General features: G+C 62.8%; 25 protein-coding genes and 1 riboswitch. Of the genes, 18 read left to right on the top strand and 7 right to left on the bottom strand.

What is annotated here, in order from left to right; genetic code table 11:
- The first annotated feature begins 337 nt into the window (after window positions 1-337).
- From AC1DWZ_RS17990 to AC1DWZ_RS17975, 4 genes are all read left to right on the top strand, one after another.
- Window positions 338-460, top strand: coding sequence for a hypothetical protein (locus AC1DWZ_RS17990; RefSeq protein ID WP_477170308.1), 123 nt, complete (start codon window positions 338-340; stop codon window positions 458-460).
- A gap of 345 nt (window positions 461-805) precedes the next feature.
- Window positions 806-1,807: a Bug family tripartite tricarboxylate transporter substrate binding protein gene (locus AC1DWZ_RS17985; RefSeq protein ID WP_477170307.1), complete on the top strand. Its 1,002-nt coding sequence runs from the start codon at window positions 806-808 to the stop codon at window positions 1,805-1,807.
- Window positions 1,804-2,358 carry a tripartite tricarboxylate transporter TctB family protein gene (locus tag AC1DWZ_RS17980; RefSeq protein WP_477170306.1) on the top strand — a complete coding sequence of 185 codons (555 nt, stop codon included), beginning with the start codon at window positions 1,804-1,806 and terminating at the stop codon, window positions 2,356-2,358. Before AC1DWZ_RS17985 ends, AC1DWZ_RS17980 begins: the two co-directional genes overlap by 4 nt.
- A gap of 3 nt (window positions 2,359-2,361) precedes the next feature.
- Window positions 2,362-3,852: a tripartite tricarboxylate transporter permease gene (locus AC1DWZ_RS17975; RefSeq protein WP_477170305.1), complete on the top strand. Its 1,491-nt coding sequence runs from the start codon at window positions 2,362-2,364 to the stop codon at window positions 3,850-3,852.
- 12 nt (window positions 3,853-3,864) lie between these two features.
- Here AC1DWZ_RS17975 and AC1DWZ_RS17970 read toward each other — a convergent pair whose 3' ends face one another.
- On the bottom strand, window positions 3,865-4,371 hold the full coding sequence (locus AC1DWZ_RS17970; protein ID WP_477170304.1) for a hypothetical protein: 507 nt from the start codon (window positions 4,369-4,371) through the stop codon (window positions 3,865-3,867).
- A 171-nt stretch (window positions 4,372-4,542) separates the two neighbouring features.
- Window positions 4,543-5,649, bottom strand: a complete 1,107-nt coding sequence (locus tag AC1DWZ_RS17965) for an aromatic ring-hydroxylating oxygenase subunit alpha (RefSeq protein ID WP_477170303.1) — start codon at window positions 5,647-5,649, stop codon at window positions 4,543-4,545.
- Window positions 5,650-5,814: 165 nt separating this feature from the next.
- Between AC1DWZ_RS17965 and AC1DWZ_RS17960 the strand changes: the two genes are divergently transcribed.
- Together AC1DWZ_RS17960 and AC1DWZ_RS17955 are read left to right on the top strand one after the other, a co-directional pair.
- A complete protein-coding gene (locus AC1DWZ_RS17960; protein WP_477170302.1) occupies window positions 5,815-6,513 on the top strand; it encodes an aspartate/glutamate racemase family protein in 699 nt (232 codons plus the stop codon).
- 13 nt (window positions 6,514-6,526) lie between these two features.
- A complete protein-coding gene (locus AC1DWZ_RS17955) occupies window positions 6,527-7,531 on the top strand; it encodes a Gfo/Idh/MocA family protein (RefSeq protein ID WP_477170301.1) in 1,005 nt (334 codons plus the stop codon).
- A 143-nt stretch (window positions 7,532-7,674) separates the two neighbouring features.
- On the opposite strand, the gene AC1DWZ_RS17950 is transcribed toward AC1DWZ_RS17955, so the two are convergent.
- On the bottom strand, window positions 7,675-9,015 hold the full coding sequence (locus AC1DWZ_RS17950) for a sugar-transfer associated ATP-grasp domain-containing protein (RefSeq protein ID WP_477170300.1): 1,341 nt from the start codon (window positions 9,013-9,015) through the stop codon (window positions 7,675-7,677).
- Window positions 9,015-9,326: a PepSY domain-containing protein gene (locus AC1DWZ_RS17945; protein WP_477170299.1), complete on the bottom strand. Its 312-nt coding sequence runs from the start codon at window positions 9,324-9,326 to the stop codon at window positions 9,015-9,017. The genes AC1DWZ_RS17950 and AC1DWZ_RS17945 overlap by 1 nt, the downstream gene beginning before the upstream one ends.
- Before the next feature lie 219 nt (window positions 9,327-9,545).
- Here AC1DWZ_RS17945 and AC1DWZ_RS17940 point away from each other — a divergent pair, with 219 nt between their 5' ends.
- Genes AC1DWZ_RS17940 through AC1DWZ_RS17930 form a run of 3 tightly spaced genes read left to right on the top strand, consistent with a single transcriptional unit; the run spans window position 9,546 to window position 11,961 of the window.
- Window positions 9,546-9,947 carry a PepSY domain-containing protein gene (locus tag AC1DWZ_RS17940; protein WP_477170298.1) on the top strand — a complete coding sequence of 134 codons (402 nt, stop codon included), beginning with the start codon at window positions 9,546-9,548 and terminating at the stop codon, window positions 9,945-9,947.
- Window positions 9,944-10,609 (top strand): response regulator transcription factor, encoded by a 666-nt coding sequence (locus AC1DWZ_RS17935; RefSeq protein WP_477170297.1) that lies wholly within the window; start codon window positions 9,944-9,946, stop codon window positions 10,607-10,609. The genes AC1DWZ_RS17940 and AC1DWZ_RS17935 overlap by 4 nt, the downstream gene beginning before the upstream one ends.
- Window positions 10,606-11,961: a sensor histidine kinase gene (locus AC1DWZ_RS17930; protein WP_477170296.1), complete on the top strand. Its 1,356-nt coding sequence runs from the start codon at window positions 10,606-10,608 to the stop codon at window positions 11,959-11,961. Before AC1DWZ_RS17935 ends, AC1DWZ_RS17930 begins: the two co-directional genes overlap by 4 nt.
- Before the next feature lie 125 nt (window positions 11,962-12,086).
- Here AC1DWZ_RS17930 and AC1DWZ_RS17925 read toward each other — a convergent pair whose 3' ends face one another.
- From AC1DWZ_RS17925 to AC1DWZ_RS17915, 3 genes are all read right to left on the bottom strand, one after another.
- Window positions 12,087-13,154, bottom strand: a complete 1,068-nt coding sequence (locus tag AC1DWZ_RS17925) for an FAD-binding oxidoreductase (protein ID WP_477170295.1) — start codon at window positions 13,152-13,154, stop codon at window positions 12,087-12,089.
- A 5-nt stretch (window positions 13,155-13,159) separates the two neighbouring features.
- Complete coding sequence (locus tag AC1DWZ_RS17920) at window positions 13,160-14,404, bottom strand: aromatic ring-hydroxylating oxygenase subunit alpha (RefSeq protein ID WP_477170294.1); 1,245 nt, start codon at window positions 14,402-14,404, stop codon at window positions 13,160-13,162.
- Window positions 14,405-14,541: 137 nt separating this feature from the next.
- A riboswitch (cobalamin riboswitch) is annotated at window positions 14,542-14,755 on the bottom strand.
- A 94-nt stretch (window positions 14,756-14,849) separates the two neighbouring features.
- A complete protein-coding gene (locus tag AC1DWZ_RS17915; protein ID WP_477170293.1) occupies window positions 14,850-16,082 on the bottom strand; it encodes an MFS transporter in 1,233 nt (410 codons plus the stop codon).
- A gap of 107 nt (window positions 16,083-16,189) precedes the next feature.
- Between AC1DWZ_RS17915 and AC1DWZ_RS17910 the strand changes: the two genes are divergently transcribed.
- From AC1DWZ_RS17910 to pnp, 9 genes are all read left to right on the top strand, one after another.
- Entirely contained in the window at window positions 16,190-16,810 is a 621-nt protein-coding gene (locus AC1DWZ_RS17910) for a TetR/AcrR family transcriptional regulator (protein ID WP_477170292.1), read from the top strand.
- 252 nt (window positions 16,811-17,062) lie between these two features.
- Window positions 17,063-17,563, top strand: a complete 501-nt coding sequence (gene rimP, locus AC1DWZ_RS17905; RefSeq protein ID WP_477170291.1) for a ribosome maturation factor RimP — start codon at window positions 17,063-17,065, stop codon at window positions 17,561-17,563.
- A gap of 17 nt (window positions 17,564-17,580) precedes the next feature.
- Window positions 17,581-19,107 carry a transcription termination factor NusA gene (nusA, locus tag AC1DWZ_RS17900; protein WP_477170290.1) on the top strand — a complete coding sequence of 509 codons (1,527 nt, stop codon included), beginning with the start codon at window positions 17,581-17,583 and terminating at the stop codon, window positions 19,105-19,107.
- A 52-nt stretch (window positions 19,108-19,159) separates the two neighbouring features.
- Window positions 19,160-19,861, top strand: a complete 702-nt coding sequence (locus AC1DWZ_RS17895; protein WP_477170289.1) for an RNA-binding protein — start codon at window positions 19,160-19,162, stop codon at window positions 19,859-19,861.
- A gap of 79 nt (window positions 19,862-19,940) precedes the next feature.
- A complete protein-coding gene (gene infB / locus AC1DWZ_RS17890) occupies window positions 19,941-22,547 on the top strand; it encodes a translation initiation factor IF-2 (protein ID WP_477170288.1) in 2,607 nt (868 codons plus the stop codon).
- Window positions 22,548-22,711: 164 nt separating this feature from the next.
- The gene (rbfA, locus tag AC1DWZ_RS17885) at window positions 22,712-23,194 is read left to right on the top strand and encodes a 30S ribosome-binding factor RbfA (RefSeq protein WP_477170287.1); all 483 of its coding nucleotides are present in this window, start codon (window positions 22,712-22,714) and stop codon (window positions 23,192-23,194) included.
- On the top strand, window positions 23,191-24,117 hold the full coding sequence (gene truB, locus AC1DWZ_RS17880; RefSeq protein WP_477170286.1) for a tRNA pseudouridine(55) synthase TruB: 927 nt from the start codon (window positions 23,191-23,193) through the stop codon (window positions 24,115-24,117). The genes rbfA and truB overlap by 4 nt, the downstream gene beginning before the upstream one ends.
- A 19-nt stretch (window positions 24,118-24,136) precedes the next feature.
- Window positions 24,137-24,406: a 30S ribosomal protein S15 gene (gene rpsO / locus AC1DWZ_RS17875; protein ID WP_303979975.1), complete on the top strand. Its 270-nt coding sequence runs from the start codon at window positions 24,137-24,139 to the stop codon at window positions 24,404-24,406.
- 263 nt (window positions 24,407-24,669) lie between these two features.
- On the top strand, window positions 24,670-26,835 hold the full coding sequence (gene pnp / locus AC1DWZ_RS17870; protein ID WP_477170285.1) for a polyribonucleotide nucleotidyltransferase: 2,166 nt from the start codon (window positions 24,670-24,672) through the stop codon (window positions 26,833-26,835).
- Window positions 26,836-26,848 lie beyond the last annotated feature (13 nt).

The raw sequence follows: 26,848 nt of genomic DNA, 5'->3' as shown, positions 1-26,848 counted from the left end.
GACGCGTACTTGGACGCAGCGTCTCGGCAGTGGAGGCAGATCCCCGGGTCAAGCCCGGGGATGACGAATATGTCAGACGGCAACAACTTGGCGGTTGAAGTAGATCCCCGGGTCAGGCCCGGGGATGACGCGTGTTAGGGGGCGGCTCTAGAGCTAAGCCTGAGGACGAGCATAATTATTATATATCAATATCATAATGGCTCCGCACCATCTCCCGCCTTGAGTTTTTCTAAACTCTCACACCAGTTATAATCGCCTATTCACACAGACCTTGTGCTTGAAAGAGTCGAAGACTGTGAAATATACGTTGTGTAATTCTTGGGTCAGGAGTTTCACAATGACATTACGTAATTTGGCAAGATTGGGGCTGGCTGTCCTGCTGCTCACCGGCTTGGTGGCGGGCGGCGTGCACGCTCAGGCAAACAGCCTGCAGGCGCCGTTGACGGTGTTCAACCGCTAGGCAGTTCGGGCCAGAAGCCCGGGACAGTATTGGATTGAGCTGGTTGAACCGAAAGGGCGCGATTATCGCGCCCTTTGTTTTTTGACGTCGCTCTTGCACGCCCCATTATTGAACATCCGAACAAGTATCTCGCTTTCTCCGACTCACCCAAAACAGCGCCGCATAAAAAAGCACTACCGACCAAAGCAGGGTGATGGCCGCATTGACCACCCGGCATCGGCCTGTAATCTTGGGCCCAGCATTGTGTGGACAGGGGAGTGTCTGGCATTGCCTCTTTTTCCGCAGCGACGCGCAAACTCTGGGGAGATGGTTGCAGCGTCGTAAAAATGAACTGGGAGGATAAGAATGAATAATTTTACAAGCCGCCAGATTACGCGGCGCCAGGCCCTGAAAACGGGCGCGGCTCTTGCTGCCCTTGCCACCAGCGGCAGCATCCTGCTGCCGGGTGCTGCGTTTGCAGCGCTTGAGGCCCTGACACTGGTTGCCCCGGCAAAGCCCGGCGGCGGCTGGGACCAGACCGCGCGCTCGATGCAGGAAGTGCTGCAGACGGCCGGCATCGTCCAGGCCGTGCAGGTCGAGAATGTCGCCGGCGCCGGCGGCACGGTAGGCTTGGCGCAATTTGCCAATCGCAAAGGCGACGCCAGCGCCATTCTGGTGGGTGGCCTCGTCATGCTGGGCGCCATTCTCACCAACAAATCGCCGGTCTCGCTCAAGGACGTGACGCCGCTCGCGCGTCTCACCGGTGAGTATGAAGTGATCGTCGTGCCGGCGGCCTCCGAACTCAAATCGATGGGCGATCTTGCCGCGAAATTGAAAGCCGATGCCGGGTCCGTCTCCTGGGGCGGCGGGTCGGCCGGTGGTACCGATCATATCCTTGCCGGCCTCATCGCCAAGGCAGCCGGTGCCGACGTCACCAAGCTCAACTATGTCGCCTTCTCCGGCGGCGGCGAAGCGCTGGCGGCGATCGTGGGTGGCCATGTCACTTGCGGCGTCAGCGGTCTCGGTGAGTTTGAAGCGCAGATCAAGGCCGGCGAATTGCGGGCCCTTGCCATCTCGTCCGGCGAACGTCTGCCGGGCCTCGATGCGCCGACACTCAAGGAATCGGGTCTCGATGTCGAACTCGCCAACTGGCGCGGTGTGTTCGGTGCCGGTGAACTCGCCGATGCCGACAAGGCAGGGCTCCTCGATGCGGTCGACCAGATGGTGAAGTCCGACGGCTGGAAGAAGACCTTGGAGACCAAGGGCTGGATCGACACCTATCTCGCCGGCGATGCCTTTGCGGCTTTCCTCGCCGACGAGGAAACGCGGGTCACCGCCGTGCTCAAGGAAATCGGTCTGGTTTCGTGAGTACACCAAAATATCAGCCGGGCGGCGTTCAGCCCGGCGGTTTCGAACGCTGGCAGGGCATCGTCATTGGCGGTGCCCTGCTGGCCGTCGGCCTTGGCATCTGTGTCGTCACCTTCGGTGTCGGCACATTGCCGGGCCAGGACAGTCTGGGGCCGCGTTTGTTTCCGGTCCTGATCGGCGGTGGCTTGATCATCCTGGGTCTTGCGAACGCGTGGGCCGGCTGGGTGACGCTGCGCGATGGAGCACCCCATGAAGGCGCGCTCATCCCCGTGAGCGATGCGGAGAATGTGACGGAGCCTGGCGACTGGCCGACAGTGTTATGGGTCATCGCCGGCCTCTGCATCGGTGCACTTGGCTATAAGATTGTCGGCTTCATTCCCTCGGCCTGGGTGGTGTTCGTCCTCACCGCGCGCGGATTCGCGGGGCATTGGAGCAAACGCGACGCCTTGATCGGCCTCATCGTCGTCATCATCGCCTTTGTCGGTTTCACCCGGGGTCTTGGCCTGCCGCTGCCGACCGGAATATTGCACGGGATCCTGGGGGGACACTGAATCATGGATACCTGGAGCGCCCTGTTACAGGGCTTCGTGGTCGCTTTCACGCCGGTCAATCTCCTGTGGTCGCTGCTCGGCGTCACCTTGGGCACGGCAATCGGCGTGCTGCCGGGCATCGGCCCGGCGCTCACCATCGCGCTGCTGCTGCCGGTCACCTATCACCTCGATCCGACGGCCGCCTTCATCATCTTCGGTGGCATCTATTATGGCGCCATGTATGGGAGCTCGACCACCTCGATCCTGCTCAACGTGCCAGGCGAGACCGGGTCGATTGTGACCGCGATCGACGGCCATATGATGGCAAAGAAAGGCCGGGCCGCCTCGGCGCTGGCGACCGCCGCCATCGGGTCCTTCGTTGCCGGCACCATCGCCACGGCGGGCCTCAGCTTTCTCTCGCCGATCATGGTGCGGATCGCCTTGCTGTTCGGGCCGGCGGAATATTTCAGCCTGATGGTGCTGGCCTTCGTCACGGTCTCTGCCCTGCTCGGCAGTTCGATCCTGCGCGGCATGTCGGCGCTCTTCATCGGTCTGGCCATCGGCCTCATCGGCATCGACACGCAGACGGGGCAGGCGCGGTTCACCTTCGGCCTGCTGCCACTTCTGGATGGCATCGATGTGGTCGTGGTGGCGGTCGGCCTCTTCGCGCTGGGCGAAGCCTTCCATGTCGCCTTCCGCGAAGCGCGGCGGCCGGAGGAATTGTCGCGCGTCGTCGGCAGCCTGTGGATGTCGAAGGAGGATTGGAAACGCTCCTGGAAACCGTGGCTGCGCGGAACAGCGCTGGGCTTTCCGTTGGGTGCGCTGCCGGCGGGCGGTACCGAGATTCCAACCTTCCTCTCTTATCTCATCGAGAAGCGGCTCTCGAAAAAGCCGGAGGAATTCGGGCAGGGCGCCATTGAAGCGGTGGCGGGCCCGGAAGCTGCCAACAATGCCGCGGTGGCCGGCGTGCTGGTGCCGCTCCTGAGCTTCGGCCTGCCGACCTCGGCCACGGCCGCGATCCTCCTTGCCGCCTTCCAGCAATATGGCATCCAGCCGGGACCATTGCTCTTTACCAGCAACAGCGCCCTCGTCTGGGCGCTCATTGCCAGCCTCTATCTCGGCAACATCATGCTGCTGGTGTTGAACCTGCCGCTGGTGGGGCTATGGGCCCGACTGCTGCTCATTCCAAGGCCCTTGCTCTATGGCGGCATCCTGGTTCTCTCCATGCTGGGTGTCTATTCGCTCAACAATTCGGTGTTCGATCTGTGGCTGCTGCTTGGTATCGGCCTCCTTGGCTTTGCCATGCGTCAGTTCGAATATCCGGTGGCGCCGCTGGTGGTGGGCCTGATCCTGGGGCCGATGGCGGAAGAACAGTTCCGCCGCGCCTATGCCATCGCGCAGGGGGATATGAGCGTCTTCGTGACACACCCGATTTCGGCAGGGTTGCTGGTGCTGGCCATCGCCTGCGTGGTGGGGCCTGCGTTGCTGCGGCGGCGGAAGGCTGCCCGCGGCTAGATCACCCTGAGCTTAGCGGGGTGCGGGCGGAATCATCTGGAACGCGCGGCGGTTGACGCCGTCATCGAGATCGACCGCGATCGCATAACGCTGCCAGTTCAGGCGGTAGGCGGCGAGGTCGGGAATGCGGATCTCTATGCGGCTCTCCGTGATGCGGTGTGTCGCCTGTCCGCTGCCCGAGGAGAAGATCGGAAAGCCGATGCCGATGCCGGTTGAGACACCGCCACTGGATCCGCCGCTGACACCGACCCCGACATTCGGCTGGCCGCCGCCGCTGCTGGAATAGGTCTGGCGGTCGCGATCGATGGCGAAGGCCTCGGTGAGCTTGCCGTCAGGCGCGATGAGGCGGGCGGATTTCACCGGCAGCGGATCGCTGACACGGACGACGATCACCGCTGCATCCTCGGGACTGATGGTGGTGGTGACGGATTCGTCGATCCCGCCGGGTGGTGCGGAATTGTAGCCGCACGCGGCAAGGGCCAGGAATGCCAGAAGGGTGAGGACGCGTCCGGTCTGCATCGCTGAAATGTGGCGCAGATCGGGCCGTGGGCCTAGTCCAGACACGGAAATGTGATGGGCGAAGGCCCCTCACCCCAACCCCTCTCCCCGGAGGGGCGAGGGGCTTTATAGGGAACTCGCTCGAAACTCCCTCGCCCCGCTTGCGGGGAGAGGGTTGGGGTGAGGGGTTTGCTACTCGCGGACATCCTGCGTCGCCAGCGCCGCACGCACTTCGTCGTGGTAATATTTGACGCCCATCTCGTGGCGCGGGCTCAAGGGGCCGCGCTGGTAGATGCCGGCTTCGAGATTGGCCTGCGACTGTTCGCAGATGCCGAAATCTTCGCGCACGATCTGGCAATTGGTGTCGATGGTCTTCTGCTGGGCCGGGATGAGTGCCGGCGACAGATCCTGGAAATAGAAGCTGTAATGGAGGCTGGTCGAGCGCGTGCCATGGGGCACGATGCGCGACGCGTTCATGCCGTCGGGATAGACCGAGAGCGTCATGTTGGGCCAGATCCACAGCCACAGCCCGCCATAGATCGAGCCGGATTTCTGCGGCGCCTTCATGATCACCACATGCTTGCCATAGGTGGTCTCGAAGCCGTTGAAATCGATCGATTGGCTGAGGCCCGGATGGATCCCGGGAATATGGTAGCCCTCGACGAAATTGTCGGTGTAGGTCTTCCAGTTGCACTTGATGGCGAAGTCTTCGTCCTGGCGCTTCTTGAAGCTTTCGATCGGATAGGGTGCGACCAGATCGGGGACGTCGCCGAGGAAATCGAGGAGATCTTCGGACTTGCCGTCGATATTGACGAAGACGATACCGCGCCAGCTGTCGAGCCGGATGCTCTTCAAGCCGTTCTCATCCTTCCTGAACCAGTCGCATTCGCCAAAATGCGGCGCTGCCTTCAGCTTGCCGTCATGGTCGAAGACCCAGCCGTGATAGCGGCAGCGCAGCACATCGCAATGGCCGGTGCCCTCGGGAAAGAGGGGAGCGGCACGGTGGGAACAGAGATTGTGGAACGCCTTCAGCTGCCCGTCGCGGCCGCGCAGCACGAAGATGTCGAAGCCGGCGATCTTGACGGCGGTATAGTCGCCAGGCTGCGGCAGGTCGGCCTCGCGGCAGACGAATTGCCAGGTGCTGGCGAAAATCGACCAGCGCTCGGCCTCATAGACCGCGGCATCGTGGTACCAGCGCGCGGGCAGTGTGTAGAGCGGCGTGGTCTTGCCGTCGATCATCGCCGCCCTGGGCGCGTTGTGGGTGCCAGTATCTGCCGACGCAAAAGTATCTGGTGCCATGAAGTCGCCGTCCCGCTAAAATTCATTTGTATCATATCAGCCTCTTAGCGGCGTGCCAGCGCTCATTGTCACCGCCCACATGTCTTTGCCGCAAGGATTGCAGTGGGGTTGCCGTCCTAAAAGCGCTGTGATCCTATGCCGTTCCAAAAAAAGAGATCGCGGCACATGAAACTGATCGGCCTTATCGGCGGCCTCTCCTGGGAATCGACGGCGGAATATTACCGCATCCTCAATCGCGGCGCGCAGGCCAGGCTGGGCGGCGTGCATTCGGCGCGGTCCCTCATCTATTCCTTCGATTTCGGCGAGATCGAGGCCCTGCAGCATGTAGGGAAATGGGAGGACGCGAGTGCGGCCATGGTCGATGCCGCGGTGCGCCTGGAACGGGGTGGCGCCGATTTCCTGATCATCTGCTCCAACACCATGCACCGCATGGCGCCGGCCATCGAGGCCGCGGTGAAGATTCCGCTCCTTCACATCGCCGACCCGACGGGGGCTGCGATCCAGGATGCCGGTTTCAAGCGCATCGGCCTGCTGGGTACCGCCTTCACCATGGAGCAGCCGTTCTACCGGTCGCGGCTGGAGAGCAAATTCGGTCTCGACGTCTTGGTGCCGGATGAGGCGGGGCGTGCCGCGGTGCACAGCATCATCTACCAGGAACTGGTCAAGGGCATCGTGCGCGACGAGTCGCGCGAGATTTACCGTGCCGTCATCCGGCGGTTGATCGAGGCGGGTGCCGAGGCGATCATCCTGGGCTGCACCGAGATCATGCTGCTGGTCGACGAGAACGATTCCGCCGTACCGCTGTTCGATACAACCACCTTGCATGCCGAAGCGGCGCTCAGCCGCGCATTAGGCGACATCTAGAAGAGGAAATGACATGAAACCGGTCAAATGGGGCATCGTCAGCACGGCTGACATCGGCATGAAGAAGGTCATTCCGGCCATGCTGCGCGCGAAGGGCGTCGAGATCGTGGCCATTGCGTCCCGTGACGCAGCGCGCGCCAAAGAAGCAGCCGCCAAGCTCGGCATTCCCAAATCCTATGGCTCCTATGAGGCGCTGCTCGCCGACCCGGAGATCGAGGCGGTCTATAACCCGCTGCCCAATCATCTCCATGTGCCGGTGACCTTGCAGGCCTTGGCCGCCGGCAAGCATGTGTTGTGCGAGAAGCCGATTGCATTGAATGCCGCGGAAGCGCGCCAGCTGACCGAGGCTGCGAAAAAGTCCGGCAAGCTGGTGAGCGAGGCCTTCATGGTGCGCTATCATCCGCAATGGCGCCGGGCGCGGGAGCTTGCGCAATCGGGGAAGCTCGGCGAGGTCAAGCTGATCAGCTCGGTCTTTTCCTATTACAATGTCGATCCGGCCAATGTGCGCAACATGGGGGATATCGGTGGTGGCGCGCTTTACGATATCGGCTGCTATCCGATCGTGACGTCGCGCTTCGTGTTCGGTGCGGAGCCCGTCCGCGTCACGGCCGCCATCGATTGGGATCCCAAATTCAAGACCGACCGGCTGACCTCGGCGTTGGCGGAGTTTCCCGGCGGGCGGCATCTGGTGTTTGCCACGGCGACGCAATTGGTGCCGCGCCAGCATGTGCAGATCCTGGGCACCAAGGCGCGGGCCGAGGTGATGATCCCCTTCAATGCGCCCCCCAACCAGACCACCATCCTGCGCATCGACGATGGCAGCGACCTCACCGGTGCCAACATCGTGTCGGAAACATTGCCGGCCTGCGATCAATATACGTTGCAGGGCGAAGTCTTCTCGAGCGCCATCCGCGGCGAGGCCAAGCTGGAGTTCGGACTGGAGGACGCCATCGCCAACATGCGTGTCATCGACGCGATGTTCGCTGCGGCCAAAAGCGGCAAGTGGGAGAATGTGTAGGCGTACTCTCTGTTTTAGCCGTCATCCCCGGGCCTAATCTTGAAACATGGGGACCCGGGGATCAGCTTCCGCCGCCAAGCTGTTGCCGACAGATCCCCGGGTCAAGCCCGGGGATGACGGCAGGGCTAGCATGACGGGATAGTTTAAGGCTCCGTCATTTCCAGCAAATCCAGATATCCCTGCAGCAACGGGCCCAAGGGGCTGTCGCCGATCGCTTGCCGGTGGACACGCTGCAGGAAGGCGACGTCGGGGAGCGCATTGCCTTCGACGATGATGACGCCTTGCGGTGTCACGGCGATATCCCAGCCGAGCAGCAGGCGATCGGCAAAAGCCTTGTGTGCTGCAAGGGCGGCACGGCGTATCTCCGGCCAGGCCGCGAGGATGCGGCCGGTGACAGGTGCGCCCGTTATCGGATGGCGGTCATGCCAGGAGAGGGCTGCACCCAGCTTGTCGCCGGTCATGGCGCCCATCCGGCCGGTGGCAAGATCGATGGGTGCCGCATATTCGGTGATGTCGTTCCAATCCGGCTCCAATTTGCCGATGACCCGCAGCATGCCATGGGTGATGCTGGGGATTCCTCGCGCATCGAGGCAGGTGATCACCCGCACCACCAGCAGCGATTCCGACGCCAGATCGGCGATATCGGCGTGGTTGACCAGCCGCGGCTGCAATAGATAGGGCATTGTCAGTGATCGGCGCGCCAGATCGTCGAGCAGTTGCGCGTGGGTCATGATCCGGCCATCGCTCGTGCAATAATGATCATCGCCAAGCCGCCGCAGGAAGGCCGCTCCCTGTGCGCCCTTGCCATGGCGCGGCTTGATGAAAAGATCGCTGCCCCCTGCGAATTCGGGTGCCAATCCTTTGGCCCGCCGATCGATCGTGCCATTCGTCGCTGTCAGCAGGACCGGAATGGTGGTGATCGCATGCGCCTTGCAATGGTCGTGGAAGGCGAGCTTGTCACCCAGTGAAATCCGCTTCGGGGCAAGCAGCGGCACCAGCTCCTTCAACTCTTTCAGCAGGCCGTTCTTGGTCTCGAACCGCGTCAGTGTCCGGCTGGCGCGCCGCCGCCCCAGGGGGCGATAGAGTTCCTGCATGTAATAGGTATTGGCGTCGAACCCTTCCTGAAAGGCGAGGGCCGCAATTTCGCCGGCTTGCCGCAGCCGCGATTTCCCGAAGCGGCGCTGGACATCGCCACCGACGCGGAACAGGCAATAAGCCGCATGGGCACTGAGCGCGATCTGCCGCAATACCGGCGTGTACAGCAATCGAAGAGCGGGATGCTTCGGTGCGCTATAGAGGCTGAGATCGCGGAACAGGCGCCGTGCCTTGTGGCCAACGGGCTCTTGAGAGCGGGGTGGGGCGATGGTGCGCGCCTGGTCGCTGTCAAGAAGGGCACGCCAGGCTTCGGCTGAAGACAAGGCCTCACCGCCATTGTCAAGAATGGGGGTGTTGAGAATCCGGGAGCGGATGACAGGGGCGTTCATCAGTTTGTTCCTTGCGAATTTGTCCCACGGGCCGGCAAGACGGTGCCGGTGTTGGGATCGAGGGTGAGTTCAACTTCGGCGCCGTTGCGGTCGCTGCCCTTGAGCTCATAGCAACCGTCATCGACATGAACCTTGGTGATGACATAGCCGAGCTGTTCGCCGATCCTTCGCGCCTCGGCGGCGCTCATGGTGGATGTCGTGGCCAGCGGTGCCCGGCAGACCTGTTCGTCGCTCGCCACAGCGAGGCCCACCACCACAGGCAGGCTGCTGAGACCGAACAGGATGGCGGCTGACAGAATGGTTCTCCACATGATGTTCTCCCTCAAATCGGGGCGGCCAGATTGGACTTTGCTGGTTGGACTTTGCCGGATTGCGCTTGCTTGGCATTGGCCGCCGATATCGGGCACACTAAGCGCGTCGGGCTGACCAGCGGCTAACCGCCCCTGTCAGCGATCTGTCAGCTTGATTTTGCCATGTAGGGCCCCAGGTAGGTCCATCAGGGTCGTCAGCGGGGTTAGGTCAGCCTCATCATGCGTTTCGTTTCTCAATCTTTTCCGCATAACCGATCGGCTGGGCGATGGGCTGGGCGGCGGGCCGGGGCTCTTCTGGCCGCGGCCTTTTGCCTCGGTGCCAATTTCTGGCCGTTGCTGCCGGCGCCAGCCCATGCCGAAGGCAGCGAGGCGTCGGAGCCGACCGTGGAAGACCAGGAAACGGCCCGGAAGGCGCTCGAGAACAAGGAAATCCTGCCGCTGGGAGAGGTTCTGGCGCGGATCCAGGCGGCCTATACTGGCGATGTCGTCGAGATCGAGCTGGAACGCAAGAAAGGCAAATGGGTCTATGAGATCGAAATCATCGACACCGATGGCCATGTGCGTGAAATCGACGTCGACGGCAAGACCGCCGAGGTTCTCACCATCGAGCTCGAGAAATGAAAATTCTTCTGGTTGAGGATGACAGCCGTATCGCCGAAGAAGTGGCCCTGTCGCTGCGCGGCGCCGGCTATGTCGTCGATGCGGTGACCGATGGCGAAGAGGCCTGGTTCCGCGGCGATACCGAAGAATATGATGCCGTGGTCCTGGATCTGGGGCTCCCCCATATGGACGGGCTTTCCATCTTGAAGAAATGGCGGGCCAACGACCGGCACTTCCCGATCCTCATCCTGTCGGCGCGCGGCAGCTGGAGCGAGCGGGTCGAGGGCATCGACAGCGGTGCCGATGAATATCTGCCCAAACCCTTCCACATGGCCGAGTTGCTGGCGCGGCTCCGTGCCATCATCCGCCGCTCGGCCGGCAATGCCACGACCACCATCAGCATTGGCCCGCTGACGCTGGATCCGCGCCAGATGCGCGTGACCCAGGACGGCCAGGCGATCAATTTCTCGCCACAGGAATATCGGCTGCTGAGCTATCTCATGCATCATGCCGGGCGCGTGGTGACCCAGATCGAGCTCACCGAACATCTCTATGCCCAGGATTTCGAGCGCGACAGCAACGCCATCGAGGTGCTGGTCGGGCGCGTGCGCAAGAAGCTGAAGGCGGATCTCATCGAAACAAGGCGCGGCTTCGGCTATATCGTCAATGATGTCGGCATATGAGCCGGCGCTCGCTGCGCCTGCGGCTGCTGCTGGCGGCGGCGATCTCGGTGGGGCTGGCCCTGGTGCTGGCCGGATTCGGCCTGGTGACCCTGTTCGACCGGCATGTCGAACGGCGCATCGATGCGGAACTCCATACTTTCGTGACGCAGATCGCCGGTGCGGTCGAATTCCAGGCCGACGGAACCCCGGTACTCGCCCATGCGCTGGCCGATCCCAGATTCGAGCGACCCTATGCCGGGCTCTACTGGCAGATCGTGAGCGACGGCGCCGCGGTCGTGCGCTCGCGCTCGCTGTGGGATTATGTGCTGGCATTGCCGCCGCCGACGGTCGCCATCGGCCGGCCGCAGCGTTACGATCTGGGTGGGCCGGAAAACCGGCCGGTCCATGCCTATGAACGGCGCATCGTGTTCGACCGGGCGGGTACCGAGCACATCCTGCGCATCGTCGTCGCGGTCGATCAGCATGAACTTGATAATGCGCGCGACGAATTCGTCGAGGATATCGCGCCGGCGCTCATCGTGCTGGCCCTGGTCCTCACCATGGCGGCCTGGGCGCAGGTCAATGTCGGGTTGAAGCCGCTGGAGGCGATCCGCCAAGGCGTCATCGCCATCCGCACCAACCGCGAGCGGCGCCTGGCGCGCGATTTCCCGGACGAGATCATGCCGCTGGTGCAGGAGGTCAACGATCTCCTTGAAGTGCAGGAGCAGGCGGTGGCACGGGCGCGCATGCGGGCGGCCGATCTGGCGCATGGTCTCAAGACACCCCTTACCGTGCTGGCCAACGATGCCCACAAATTGCGCCGCCATGGGCAGCCGGAAATTGCTGCTGAGATCGAGGATCTGGTCAGGACCATGCAGCGCCATGTCGATCATGAACTGGCGCGGGTGCGGGTGGCAGCGAACACGCGCCGTCAGGGTGCCAGGGCGGACCTGCCCCATGTGTTGCGCGGCATCACCGAGACCATCAAGCGCTCTCCCCAGGGCGAGCAAAAGACCTGGCATGTCGACGCAACCGGCGAGATCAATGTGGCGATCGACCCACATGACCTTGCCGAACTGCTCGGCAACATCGTCGACAATGCCGCGAAATGGGCGCAGAGCGAGATCCACGCCACGGTTGCCAGCGATGGCGGCATGGCGGTTGCCGTGATCCGCGACGACGGGCCGGGCGTGCCGGCCGAGGCGCTCGACGATCTTGGCAAACGCGGCCTGCGGCTTGACGAGCGCGTCGCGGGCAGCGGCCTCGGCCTTGCCATCGTGCGTGAATTGCTCGACGCCTATGGTGGTAGTCTGCGTCTCGCAAATGCACCAGAAGGCGGACTGACCGCCGAGGTAAGGTTGCCGCTGGCGTGAATTTAGAAAAGGCCCCTCACCCCAACCCCTCTCCCCAGAGGGGCGGGGGGCTTAAAAGCGAACTCGCTCGAATCCCCCTCGCCCCGCGATAGCGGGGAGAGGGGGGGGTGAGGGGTGACTCTGTTTTAGAGATCGATGGCAATCGAGGCGCTGGCCGGCTTCGAGCAGCAGGCGAGGATGTAGCCTTCGGCGATCTCGTCATCGGAGATGCCGCCATCATGCTGCATGGCGATTTCGCCCTCGGTTTTCATGACGCGGCAGGATCCGCACAGGCCCATCTGGCAGGCATAGGGGATGGCAAGGCCAGCCGCCTGTGCAGCCGAGAGGATGGTTGCATCGCCGCCGATCTTCACTGACCGCTTGCTCTTGGTGAAGCTCACCTCGCAATCGCCGACCGCAGGGGCCGCGGTGGCGGCTTCTGGCGCCGGGGCGGGTGCGGTGGGCTGGAAGCTTTCCTCCTGATAGCGGCTGAGCGAGCCGGCGATGGCCGTGACTGCATCCCGTGTCGCCTTCATGAAGGGTTCCGGCCCGCAGCAGAACACATCGCGCGATGCGACGTCGGGGCACAGAAGCGACAACATCGCCCGGTCGATGCGGCCGGTGGGGCCAGACCAGGGCGCGCCGCTGTCATCTTCCACCACCCAGCGCAATTTGAGCGCGGGCCATGATGCCGCCATGCTTTCCAGCTCGCCGCGGCAGAGAAGATCCGCAGGCGCGCGGCCAAAATGCAGGAAGCGGATATCAACCTTGGCCGCCGTGTCGAAGAGATGGCGCGTCATGGAGAGCATCGGTGTGATACCGCTGCCACCCGAAACCAGCAGCAGTTTCGTGGGCGCATCCTTCAGCGTGAAATCGCCGGCGGGGCCGAAGGCCTTCAATGTCGCGCCGACCTTGAAGCTCTCCAGCAGCCAGCGCGAGCCGATGCTGTTTCCTTGCGCCTTCACCGTGATGCTGCAGAGCTGTGGCCGCGTCGGCGAGGAAGAGAGCGTGTAGGTGCGATAGACCGTGCCTCCCGGCGCCGGCAGCTCGACGGTGATGAACTGGCCGGGCCGATAGCGGAACCAGCTGCCATCGGTTGCCGCGAAGCGAAAGGTCTTCACGCTGGGTGCTTCCGCGATGATGTCGACGCAACGCAAGGGCGTCGTCGTTGCATCCCAGAAACGCACGGCCTCGTTGGCGATCGGCGTGTCCATCGTGATCACGCGACGTAGCGGTTGGCGGCCGTCACCTGTTTCAGGCGCGGCGTGATGAGGTCGACATACCATTTGATGAACTGGATGACGCCGCCTTCATGGGCGAGCGAATAGGGTCCGGGCTCATAGGCCGGCGAGAGGATGCCCTTCTGATTGTCCTCGACGATGCGGCGATCCTGGTCGTTGGTGGAAGTCCACATTTCCGTGAGCGTCTTCACATCATAGTCGACACCCTCGAGGGCGTCCTTATGCACCAGCCATTTGGTGGTGACCTGTGTCTGCGTCGGGCTCAACGGCAGGATGCGGAAGCTCAAGCTGTGATCCGCCAGCAGATGGTTCCAGGTGTTGGGAAAGTGGAACAGCAGCATGGAGCCGAGATTGTTGGACGGATAGTCGCCGGTGTTGCGGGTGACGGCCGGCGCGCCGCTCATGGTCATGGAGACGGCATCGCTGTTGAAGGGAATGCGCGCTGTCCGGTACTGGCCGTTTGCCGACATGCGGAACTGGCTGGGAAGCCCCATCGCTTCGCAGCGGGCGGCATGGGCGGCGATGAGATTGTCTTCGCCGACATGATCGACCCCGGTCAGGGTCGGGCTGTCGGAATAGACGCGGCACAGTTCCGGATGGCTGCCGGCGCAGTGATAGCATTCGCGGTTGTTCTCGATCACCAGCTTCCAATTGCCTTCCTCGACGATGGTCGACTCGAAGGCGACCTTGGCGTTTTCGAGATTGTGCGGCGCCATATAGCCTTCGGTTTGGGCGCGGAAATCGGCGAAGGAGGATGGCTGCTCGGCCAATGAGATGAAGATGTAGCCGGCCATTTCCTCGCAATGCACGGGCTTCAGGCCGAACTTCTTGGTGTCGATCTCCTTCATCATGTCGCGCGCATAGACCAGGCGGCCGTCGAGATCGTAGGACCATTGATGATAGGGGCATACCAGCCGTGCGCCGGCGCCCTTGTCCTTGGTGCACAGCTGCTGCCCGCGATGGCGGCAGACATTGTGAAAGGCACGGATGACACGGTCATTGCCGCGGGTGACGATGATCGGATAGGCGCCGATCTTCACGGTCATGAACTCGCCAGGCTTCATGATCTCGCAGGAATGCCCGACGAACAGCCATTCGCGGTAGAAGATGTTTTCAAGGTCGAGCTGGAAGAAGTCCGCATCGGTATAGAATTTCTGCGGCAGGCTGAAATTGGGCTGGCGGCCCAGGAGTTCGACCAGCATCTGGGTGGAATGCGACACCATGAAAGCACCTCAGCGATAGCGCACCGGGAAACGCTCCCGGCGGGGCAAGTTGATGATGGGTGGTCGCTGAGGGTAGCTGGTCGATGATGTCGCGGAAGGCAGCCGCAAGCATCCTCGCCCAATCGCCCACCGCGATCACGGACCAAATCCTTGAGGCTGGTTTCCGGGCTCAGGCAGTGGCTCTTTCGAGCCGGGTGCAGCGCCTTCCCGGGCCGATCGCCCAGTGGCTTTTAGCTGCGCCCATCTCCGCCATGACCGTTGCGGGGGCAGCGCCGGTGTTCAACCGGCTTCCCAATTATCGGCACCGTTCTCCCAGAAAAACGGCGTCGCACCTCGGGACGAAACATAAGAGAGAGAAACGGGTCCTGCCGCGTTTGGTTGCGACCTTGCCTGTCGCAATCAAGCCAATCAATCGTTCCATTTGCGACTGCGCCGACAGGGCTTGTTATTCCGCGGGTTGCTCCGCGAGGACGGGGGCCGTGACCCGCCCGCGGCCAAAGGTGGTGATAAGGGCTGCATTGGCCAGGACGAAGGCAGCACCCAGCATCATGGTGCTGGGGACACCCAGCGCATCGACCACCAGGCCGCCCACCAGCGCGCCGCCGGCAAGCGCCACCTGCGCCATGGAGACGAAAATGGCAGCGCCCGTTTCCAAGGCTTCGGGTGCCGCGCGGAACATCCAGGTCTGGATGCTGATGGGGAGGGCGCCGAAGGCCAGGCCCCAGATCCCCACAATCACCGAGGCCGCGATCTTGCTTTCGCCGAAGGCCGGCAACGACAGGATGGCGAGGCCAAGGAGCAGCGATGTGCCGATCAGCGCCACGCGGACATCCTTGCCGGCAACCCAGCCGCCCGCGACATTGCCGACGAAACCGGTCAGCCCATAGACCAGCAGCAGCAACGTCACCGTGCTGACGCTGATACCCGACACGTCGATAAGGAAGGGCGAGATATAGGTGTAGGCGGCGAACTGGCCGGTGAAGAGCAGCAGGGTGGCGATGAGGCCGAGCCTGGCCTTGGGGATCGTGAACAGGATCGGCAGATCGCGGATGCGTGTTGCCCGCGCCGTCGGCAAAGGCGGTACCAATATCCATTGTGCGACGATCACCAGGACGGCAATGCCGGCCGCCGCGGCAAACGCTGTCCGCCAGCCAAGGAGTTCGCCCACCAGCGACCCTGCCGGCACGCCGGCCACGGTGCCCAGCGACACACCTGCAAAGATCAGCGAGGTGGCACGAACCGCAGCCCAGGGCATCAGCCGGGGCCCGACCGCGACACCGATCACCCAGAAACCGCCGACACCGATCCCCAGCAGCAGCCGGCCGATCAGCAGCGGCACGAAACTTGTCGAAAGCGCCACGGCGACGTTTGAGGTGAACAGCAGGACCATCAGGCCAAGAAGGACATAGCGCCGGTCGAGCCTGCCGGCAGCGACCGTGACCGCAGGGGCCGCGAGTGCGCCGAGCAAACCCGGCATGGTGACCATCAAACCTGCCTGTCCATCGGTGATACCGAGGTCCGCCGCAATGGCCGGCAGCAGGCCCACGGGCAGGAACTCGGTCGTCACCAGGGCAAAGGCGCCGATTGCCACCGACAGGACGGCCGCCCAGGCTGAGAGGGTCGAGGGTGGTGCCCCGATGGTGCCGTCATTTGTCTTTACATGTTCAAGGCTTGCCATTTGCCAATTCCCGCATTATTTATGTATTTATGGAACGATCGTTCCGGTGTTCACCGGAAGCTAGGTGGCCGGAGCGATCGCGTCAAGATATTTTTGGAACGATCGCTATGGAAATGGCTGGAGACACGCAGAAGCGGGGGCGGGGCAGGCCGAAGGCCTTCGATCCCGATACCGCCCTGGACCGCGCCATGATGCTGTTCTGGGACCGGGGCTATGAGGGCACGTCGGTCGACGATCTCAGTGCCGCCATGGGCGTCAGCCCGTCCAGCATCTATGCGACCTTCGGCGACAAGGAAAAGCTCTACCAGGCGGCGATCGATCGCTACCGCGCTGGGCCCGGCGCCCTGACCGCCTCGATCCTCGACAAGGCGCCCACAGCCTATGCCGCGGTCGAAGAAATTTTGATGACATCGGCCAGCGAGCTCACCCGCAAGGACCGGCCGGCCGGCTGCATGTTGGCCAATGCGGTGACCCATTGCGCGCCCACCGCCGAAACGCTGCAGCACGCCATCGCCGAGCGGCGCGGCCTGTCCTTGGGCCTGTTCAAACAGCGCTTCGACCAGGCCTTGGCGGACGGCGAATTGCCAGCGGGGACCAATACCTGCGGCCTTGCGCGCTTTTTCGGGACAGTGCTGCAGGGCATGACCATCCAGGCCCGCGACGGGGTGGGGCCAGATGATCTCAAAGCCGTGGCCGAGACCGCGCTCCGCGCCTGGCCGACCCGGTAAGACCGCGCCAGATCAAGTCGTTAGCGCGGATAGGCGCGGTTAGGAGGGGTGGCCGGGCCGAACCCGAATCTCCTTGCATCCCGCCTTGAAATGCCTATATTCCCGAGCAAATCCCAGGGTCCGATGAGATCCAGCTAGAGGGTGGGCCCAACGGCCCGCCTTTTTTGTTGGGCAGCTTTTGGCCAGCGTCCGTTTTGGACGCCTTTTCCTGGGATCAAACCATCTTCACGACCCGGATTTTTGCCAGATTGCATGTCTTTGACCGATCACATCGCTGACCTGATTTCACCCAGCATCGAGGCCCTCGGCTACGAAGTGGTGCGGGTGACGCTTGCCGGCAGCACCAGGAAGGTGCTGCAGATCATGGCTGAGCCCAAGGAAGACCGTGTGATGTCGGTCGAGGATTGCGCCCGGGTGAGCCGTGCCGTCTCGGCCATCCTCGATGTCGAAGACCCGATCACCGACGCCTATTCCCTGGAAGTCTCGTCGCCCGGTATCGACCGGCCGCTGACACGCCCCAAGGATTTCGTGCGCTTTGCCGGGCATGAAGCAAAGATCGAGACCTTTGAACCCATCGACGGCCGCAAGCGCTTCAAGGGCATCTTGAAGGGTGTCGCGGCCGAGAACGTCCAGATCGACAGCGAAGGGGCGGAAGTCGCCCTGCCGCTCAACCAAATCGCCAAGGCTAAACTGGTGCTGACCGATGCGCTCATTGCGGCGCATGAGGCGGCGGCAGAAGCCGAATTGAATTGACGCCAACCGAGGTCATTATGGAAACGAGCATCGCCATTCCCCGTATGGAGCTTCTGCAGGTCGCCGACGCGGTCGCACGCGAGAAGGGCATCGACCGCGACGACGTGCTGACCGCCATGGAGCAGGCCATCCAGAAGGCCGGCCGGTCAAAATATGGCCATGAGCATGACATCCGCGCGCAGATCGACCGCAAGACCGGTGAGATCAAGCTGATCCGCGTCCAGGAAGTGGTCGACGTGGTCGAGAACGAAGTGACCCAGATCCCGGTCAAGGCCGCGGCACGCCGTAAGCCGGATGCCAAGGCCGGCGATTTCCTGATCGACGAACTGCCGCCCATCGATTTCGGCCGCATCGCCGCCCAGACCGCCAAGCAGGTGATCGTGCAGAAAGTGCGCGAATCCGAGCGCAAGCGCCAGTTCGACGAATTCAAGGACCGCAAGGGCGAGGTCATCAACGGCCTGGTGAAGCGCGTCGAGTTCGGCAACATCACGGTCGATCTCGGCCGCGGCGAAGCGATGCTGCGCCGTGACGAATTGCTGCCGCGCGAAACCTTCCGCACCGGCGACCGCGTCCGCGCCATCATCTTCGATGTGCGCGAAGAGCAGCGTGGCCCGCAGATTTTCCTGTCGCGTACGCATCCCGACTTCATGGCGAAGCTGTTCGCCCAGGAAGTCCCGGAAGTCTATGACGGCATCATCGAAATCAAGTCGGTCGCCCGTGACCCCGGCAGCCGCGCCAAGATCGCCGTCATGTCGAACGACAGCGGCATCGATCCCGTAGGCGCCTGCGTCGGTATGCGCGGCAGCCGCGTCCAGGCGGTTGTTCAAGAACTGCAGGGCGAAAAGATCGACATCATTCCCTGGAGCCAGGACCAGGCGACCTTCGTCGTCAACGCCTTGGCCCCGGCCGAAGTCTCCAAGGTCGTCATCGACGAGGATACCGGCCGCATTGAAGTCGTGGTGCCGGACGACCAGCTTAGCTTGGCGATCGGCCGCCGCGGCCAGAATGTGCGCCTGGCCTCGCAGCTCACCGATTTCGACATCGATATCCTGACCGAAGCCCAGGAATCCGAGCGCCGGCAGGAAGAGTTCAAGTCGCGCTCGCAGACCTTCATGGATGCGCTCGACGTCGACGATGTCATCGCCCACCTGCTGGTGACCGAAGGCTTCGCGTCGGTCGAGGAAGTGGCTTTCGTGCCGACCGAGGATCTCGCTGGCATCGAAGGTTTCGATACCGACGTCGCCGGCGAATTGAAGGCGCGCGCCCAGGCCTGGATCGAGGCTGAATCGGAGCGTTCGACGGAGAAGCGCAAGGAACTGGGCGTCACCGACGAGGTGGCCGCCATCGACAAGCTGACCCCGCCGATGCTGGTGGCGCTGGGCGAAAAGGGTGTCAAAACCCTCGACGACCTTGCCGACCTCGCCGCCGACGAGCTGGTCGATGCCAAGGATGGCATCCTGAAGGAATTCGACCTCACGGCCGACGACGCCAACGCCATCATCATGGCGGCGCGGGCCCATTGGTTCGAAGACGAGAAGAAGTAAGGCGGAAAATCGAGGCGCAATGGATCGCAGCCATCATCAGGACCTGGCAGTCATGACCCCGCAACCGGACGAAATCGACCCGGCGGCGGTGGATATGGACGAGTCTGTCCCTGAGATGCCGGATCTTGAGATGACCGGACCTGCCCGTACCTGCATCGTCACGCGGACGGTTCTGGATAAAAGCCAGATGATCCGTTTCGTGGCCGGCCCTGCCGGTGATATTGTGCCCGATCTCAAGGCCGATCTGCCGGGCCGCGGCTATTGGGTGACGGCGGATCGAAAGACCTTGGAAGAAGCCGTGCGAAAGCACATTTTTTCCAAGGTTACCAAGGGCACAGCCAAGGCTGCTGCCGGGTTGCCGGAGCAGGTGGCGCATCTTCTGGAACGCCAGTTGCTCGATCAGCTGGGCCTGGCCAAGAAGTCGGGCCATCTGGTCGCTGGCTTCGACAAGGTCGAGATCGCCCTTCGGGCCGGCAAGGTCAAATTGCTGCTCGAAGCCAGCGATGGGGCCGCCGAAGGTCGAGGCAAGCTGGCGCGACTGGCCGGTCCTGGAGTAGAGATATGGGCGCCCCTGCCGTCCGAAGCCCTGGCGCCGGCCCTTGGCCGGCTGCACGCGGTGCATGTGGCGGTTAAGCCGGGCGGTATGGCCGACCGACTGAGTGTCACGCTGCGGCGCCATGCTGGCTTCATGCCGGCGGCGGATTCCGCGGCTGTGGGTTCCACGGGAGGGACCGCTGTGCCCGGGACACTTTAATGAGATTTGACGACGCCCCCTTGTGGCGCAACCTGATGTCTACCTAACGACGTACTTTACGAACGGAAATACGCGCAGCATGTCCAGTGATACCGATACGCCAACCCGCAAGCCGCTGAAGCTTTCTTCGTCGGGCAAGCTCGAGTTGAAGAAGACGGTGGATGGCGGCCAGGTGCGCCAGAGCTTCCCGCATGGCCGGTCGAAGACGGTCGCGGTCGAGGTGAAGAAGAAGCGTACCTATACGACCGGCGCCGGTGGCAAGGCGGCCGAAGCAGTTCCCGAGATCGAGGTGAAGGCGGCGCCCGTGGCACCGGCACCGGTGGCGCCGGTTGTCGAGGTCGACGACCGTCCGCACCACACGCTGACCGACCAGGAACGCCAGAACCGCTTGAAGGTGCTGGAGCAGGCCAAGAAGGACGAAGACGTCCGCAAGGTCTCGGCAGCCGAGGAAGCCCGCCTCGCCGCAGAGCGTTCAGAGCGCGAACGTGTCGAGCTGGATCGCCGCCGCCGCGAGGAAGAAGAGCGCAAAGCCGCCGAAGACGCCGCCCGCAAGGCGCGCGAGACCGTGGCTGAGGCGCCTGCGACCAAGCCTGCCGCTGCTGCTGCTGCCGAGCCTGACGTGCCGGTCGCCGTGCCGGGTGCTGTGCCCCATGTCGGGCGCATGCATCTTGCCAAGGCCGTCGCCAAGCAGGGCGAGGAAGAAAACGAAGAAGCCCGCCGCCGTACCACCGGCCACCGTGCGCCGGCTGCCAAGCCCGTCGCCGGTCGTGGCAAGGACCAGCCAGCGCGTCGCGCCGGCAAGCTGTCGGTGACGCAGGCGCTGGATTCCGAGGGTGGCGAGCGTCAACGCTCGCTGGCAGCCTTCCGCCGCCGCACCGAAAAAGAAAAGCGCGCCATGATGCTGGCCAACCAGCAGCAGCAGAAAGTGCTGCGCGAAGTTGTGCTGCCCGAGGCGATTACTGTTCAGGAACTGGCCAGCCGTATGGCCGAACGCGGCGCCGACGTTATCAAGGCGCTGATGAAAATGGGTGTTATGGCCACAATCAACCAGACGATCGATGCCGACACGGCTGAACTCATCATCAGTGAGTTCGGGCACACCGTGCGTCGCGTCTCCGCGGCCGACGTCGAAGTCGGTCTCGAAGGCGAAGTCGATGTCGAAGAGAATTTGCTGCCGCGTCCCCCGGTCGTCACCATCATGGGCCATGTCGATCACGGCAAGACCTCGCTGCTGGATGCCTTGCGTCAGACCGATGTCGCGGCCCATGAAGCTGGTGGCATCACCCAGCATATCGGTGCCTATCAGGTGACCTTGCCTTCGGCCAAGAAGATCACCTTCATCGATACGCCGGGCCACGCGGCCTTCACCGAAATGCGTGCCCGCGGTGCCAACGTGACCGACATCGTCGTCCTCGTCGTGGCGGCCGATGACGGCATCATGCCGCAGACCATCGAAGCCATCCATCACGCCAAGGCCGCGAAGGTGCCGATCATCGTTGCCATCAACAAGATGGACAAGCCCGGTGCCGATGCGACCCGCGTGCGTCGCGAACTCTTGAACCATGAACTCGTCACCGAAGACATGGGTGGCGACGTGCTCAGCGTCGAAGTCTCGGCGAAGTCGAAGATGAACCTCGACAAGCTTGAGGAAACCCTGCTGCTGCAGGCCGAAATCCTCGACTTGAAGGCCAATCCCGATCGCCAGGCCATGGGCGCCGTGGTCGAAGCCAAGGTCGAGCGTGGCCGCGGCACGGTGGCGACGTTGCTGGTGCAGAAAGGCACGCTCAAAGTCGGCGATATCTTCGTGGCCGGTGCCGAATGGGGCCGCGTCCGCGCGCTCCAGGACGATCGCGGCCGCACCATCGACAGTGCCGGTCCCGCAAGCCCGGTCGAAGTGCTGGGCCTGCAGGGCACACCGCTTGCCGGTGACGTCTTCGTCGTGGTCGATACCGAAGCGCGTGCCCGCGAGATCACCGAGTTCCGCCTGCATCGTCAGCGCGAACAGCTGGCGCTTACTGCCGGCCGCTCGACGCTGGAGCAGATGTTCTCGAAGATCCAGGCCGGTGAAGCCAAGGAAGTGCCCGTGGTCATCAAGGCCGACGTGCAGGGTTCCGTGGAAGCAATCTCGGGCAGCTTGAAGCAGCTCGGCACCGAGGAAGTGAAGGCGCGCATCCTGCATGCGGCAGTCGGCGGCATCAACGAAAGCGATATCACGCTGGCCCGTGCCTCGGGCGGCATGATCATCGGCTTCAACGTGCGTGCCAATCCGCAGGCCCGCGAAATGGCACGGCGCGACCATGTCGACATCCGCTACTACTCGATCATCTACAACGTCGTGGATGATATCAAAGCGGCGATGTCCGGCATGCTGGCACCGACCTTGCGCGAAAAGTTCCTCGGCAATGCCGAGATCCGCGAAGTGTTCAACGTCACCAAGACCGGCAAGGTCGCTGGTTGCATGGTCACCGAAGGCATGGTCAAGCGCGGTGGCAAGGTGCGCTTGCTGCGCGACAACGTGGTCATCCACGAAGGTACGCTCAAGACTCTCCGCCGCTTCAAGGACGAAGTCCGCGACGTCAAGGAAGGCTTCGAGTGCGGCATGGCCTTCGAGAACTACGACAACATCAACAAGGGCGACATCATCGAATGCTTCGAGATGGAAGAAGTCGCCCGCGAACTGGCTTGATTTAAGCCGGAAATCACCTCAATCCCCCTCTCCCCAACCCTCCCCCACGTTGGGGGGAGGGAGCCCGACCGAGTTCGCTGAGACGCTTGCGTTCAAGCTGGCTCAGATCCCCTCTCCCCTAAGTGGGAGAGGGTTAGGGAGAGGGGGCGATTGGACGCCAAATTATGCAAAAGAAGAAAACCGTCACACCCAAGGCCGGCCAGCGCCAGTTGCGCATTGCTGAAGAAATCCGGCATGTGCTGGCGGGTATCATCGCCGATAACAATCTTGCCGATCCCGATCTCGCCGGCCGCATGGTCACGGTGACGGTGGTGAAGATCAGCCCGGATCTGCGCAATGCCACCATCTTCATGGCGCCGTTCGGCGGCGCCCATGAGCCGGGCGATGCAGAGAAGGTCGTGCGCGCGCTCAACCGTGCTGCCGGCTATTTCCGCGGCGAACTCGCCCGCCAGGTCGAGATGCGCGTCAGCCCGCAATTGCGCTTCAAGATCGACGACAGCTTTGATGAGGCAAGCCGCATCGAGGCCCTGCTGCACGATCCCGTGGTGCGGGCCGACCTTGCCAAGGCCAAGGAAGAAGCCAAGGCCGCGAAGCTCGCGGAGGCCGAGCCCAAGGTTATTAACCCGGGCGACGATTCATCAGAATGAGCCGGCGCAAGAAGGGCCAGAAGGTCGATGGCTGGGTCATCCTCGACAAGCCGTTAGGGATCACCTCGACACAGGCCGTGGCGGCCGTACGGCGCATCTTCGATGCGCAGAAGGCGGGGCATGGCGGCACGCTTGACCCGTTGGCGTCCGGCATCCTGCCGATTGCCTTGGGCGAAGCCACCAAGACGGTGCCCTATGTCATGGACGGCACCAAGGCCTATCGCTTCACCCTGAAATTCGGCGAGCAGCGCTCGACCGACGATGCCGAGGGCGAGGTGATCGCCCGGTCCGACGTCCGCCCGGATGCGGCTGCCATCGTGGCGGCACTCCCCACTTTCATCGGCCTCATCGACCAGGTGCCGCCGCAGTTTTCGGCGATCAAGGTCGATGGCGAACGGGCCTATGATCTCGCCCGCGACGGTGAAACCGTGGAACTGGCCGCCCGCAAGATCCGCATCGACGATTTCCGCCTGGTCGAATTCCTGGGTCCGGACGAGGCCGTATTTGAGGTCAAATCCGGGAAAGGCGCCTATATGCGGAGCCTCGCGCGGGATCTGGCTCAACATGTTGGGTCTGTCGGCCATATTTCCGCCCTCCGCCGACTATCTGTTGGGGGTTTCACCGAAGAAAAGGCGATTTCGCTGGACGCTCTCAAGTCATTGGGGCATATTCCGGCCGCTTTTGAGCATTTGTTGCCGATAGAGACCGCGCTGGACGACATCCCGGCACTGGCCTTATCGGCCACCGAGGCGATACGCCTTCGGTCCGGGCAACCGGTTGGATTACTCCACCGCCAAGACCGCGATCGACTTCGGGAGTTCACTCCCGGCGGCATGGTTTGCGCCATGTCGGAAGGCAAAATCGTGGCCCTCACCCGTTACGAGGGCGGCGAGCTCGTCCCGGTGCGCGTCATCAACCATTAGGACCAGAAGGAGAAGGTCGATGTCGATCACTGCCGAACGTAAGCAAGAAGTTCTCAAGGAATTTGCCAAGGCCGCCAACGATACCGGTTCGCCTGAAGTGCAGATCGCGCTCCTCACCGAGCGGATCAAGAATCTGACCGAGCATCTGCAGAGCCACGACAAGGATTTCCATTCCCGTCGCGGTCTGCTGGTCATGGTCGGGCAGCGTCGCCGCTTGCTCGATTACTTGAAGAAGACCAGCAACCAGCGTTACCAGGAAATCCTGGCCAAGCTGGGCCTGCGCCGCTAAACCCATCGGGGATCCCGCCCAAGACCAAGTGTCATGGGCGGGATTGTCGTATTGGGGGAATTGCGATTCTTTCCGATACGATTCCCTTCCCAAACCGGCCGGCGCGGTTCATCGACCGCCGCGCCCAAGCCGCAACGAGCCGGGCCGACGCAAGCAACGCACACCGACATTCCATGCGTTGCTTTCGCGGGTCCGGCATTCATCCGGTCGAGATGACTGGCTATCGTCCCAATTGGCGGGCGGAGCCCTGAAAGGACCATTACATGTTTAAGATCTATCGCAAGGAACTGATGTGGGGCGGGCGCAAGCTGACGCTCGAAACCGGCCGCATCGCGCGCCAGGCCGATGGCGCCGTGCTGGCGACCTATGGCGAAACCGTCGTGCTGTGCACCGCCGTCGGCGCCAAGCAGCCGAAGGTCGGCATCGACTTCTTCCCGCTCACCGTCAACTACCAGGAAAAGACCTTCGCCGCGGGCAAGATCCCCGGTGGCTTCTTCAAGCGTGAAGGCCGTCCGACCGAAAAGGAAGTGCTGACCAGCCGCCTCATCGATCGCCCGATCCGCCCGCTGTTCCATTCGACCTATCGCAACGAGACCCAGGTCGTCTGCACGACCTTGAGCCACGATCTCGAAAACGATCCGGACATCGTCGCCCTCATCGGCGCGTCGGCCGCTCTCACCATTTCCGGCATCCCGTTCCTGGGGCCGATCGGTGCGGCGCGCGTCGGCTTCATCAACGGCGAATACGTCATCAACCCGAAGCGCAGCGACCTTGCCGAGTCGAAGCTCGACCTCGTCCTCGCCGGCACCTCGGAAGGCGTTCTGATGGTGGAATCGGAAGCACAGGAGCTGTCCGAAGAAGTCATGCTGGGCGCCGTCAATTTCGGCTTCCAGAGCTTCCAGCCGGTGATCAATGCGATCATCGAACTGGCCGAACAATGTGCCAAGGATCCGCGCGATCTCACGCCGCCGGACGCTGCTGCCGCCGAAGTGTACGACGCCTTGCAGGCCCAGTTCTCCGCAAAGCTCACGACCGCCTATCAGGAAACCGCCAAGCAGGCGCGCACCGACAAGGTCGCGGCTGTGAAGGACGAAGCCAAGAAGACGATCGGCACCGATGACAAGAAGGCCGAACTCGTCGGCAAGCAGTTCAAGGAGCTTGAGAAGAACATCGTTCGCGGCAACATCCTCAAAACCGGCCTGCGTATCGATGGCCGCGACACCAAGACGGTTCGTCCGATCACGGCTGAAGTCGGCATCCTGCCGCGCGCCCACGGTTCGGCGCTGTTCACCCGTGGTGAAACCCAGGCGCTGGTCGTGACCACGCTCGGTACCGGCGATGACGAGCAGATCATCGATGCGCTGGAAGGTGAATTCCGCGAGACCTTTATGCTGCATTACAACTTCCCGCCTTATTCGACCGGTGAAGCCGGCCGCATGGGTTCGCCCGGCCGCCGCGAAATCGGCCATGGCAAGCTCGCTTGGCGCGCCGTGCATCCGATGATGCCGGGCAAGGAAGACTTCCCCTACACCATCCGCGTGGTGTCCGAGATCACCGAATCCAACGGCTCCTCGTCGATGGCCTCGGTCTGCGGTTCGTCGCTTGCGATGATGGATGCCGGTGTGCCGCTGAAGCGCCCGGTCGCCGGTATCGCCATGGGCCTGATCAAGGAAAAGGACGGATTTGCCGTTCTCTCCGACATCCTCGGCGACGAAGATCATCTCGGCGACATGGATTTCAAGGTGGCCGGTACCGACCAGGGCATCACCGCCCTGCAGATGGATATCAAGATCACCTCGATCACGGCCGAGATCATGCAGATCGCCCTGGGTCAGGCCAAGGATGGCCGTTTGCACATCCTCGGTGAAATGGCCAAGGCCATGACCGGCGCCCGCGACGGCGTCAACCAGAACGCCCCGCGCATCACGGTTATCAACATCCCGAAGGACAAGATCCGTGAAGTGATCGGCCAGGGCGGCAAGGTCATTCGCGAAATCTGCGAAGTCACCGGCGCCAAGATCGACATCGAAGACGACGGCACCATCAAGGTGGCGGCGGTCGATGCCAAGGCTGGCGAAGCAGCCATCAACTGGATCCGCGGCATCGTCGCGGAGCCGGAAGTCGGCGTCATTTACGACGGCAAGGTCGTGAAGCTGATGGATTTCGGCGCCTTCGTGAACTTCCTGGGTTCGAAGGACGGCCTCGTCCATATCAGCGAGCTGGCGCCGCAGCGCGTCAAGCAGACCTCGGACGTGGTCGAAGTCGGCCAGGCCGTGAAGGTCAAGGTGCTGGGCATGGACGATCGCGGCAAGGTGAAGCTCTCCATGCGTGTCGTCGACCAGAAGACCGGCGCCGACCTCTCGGAAGAGATCGCCAAGGCCGATGCCGAGCGTCGCGCCTCGCGCGGTGCCGAACGCGTGGAATCGTGAAGGTTTGGGGATG

Source organism: Dongia sp. P2_B8 (assembly GCF_056404715.1).
Note: the sequence above shows the minus strand (reverse complement) of the source record. Positions and strands in the feature narration are given on the sequence as shown.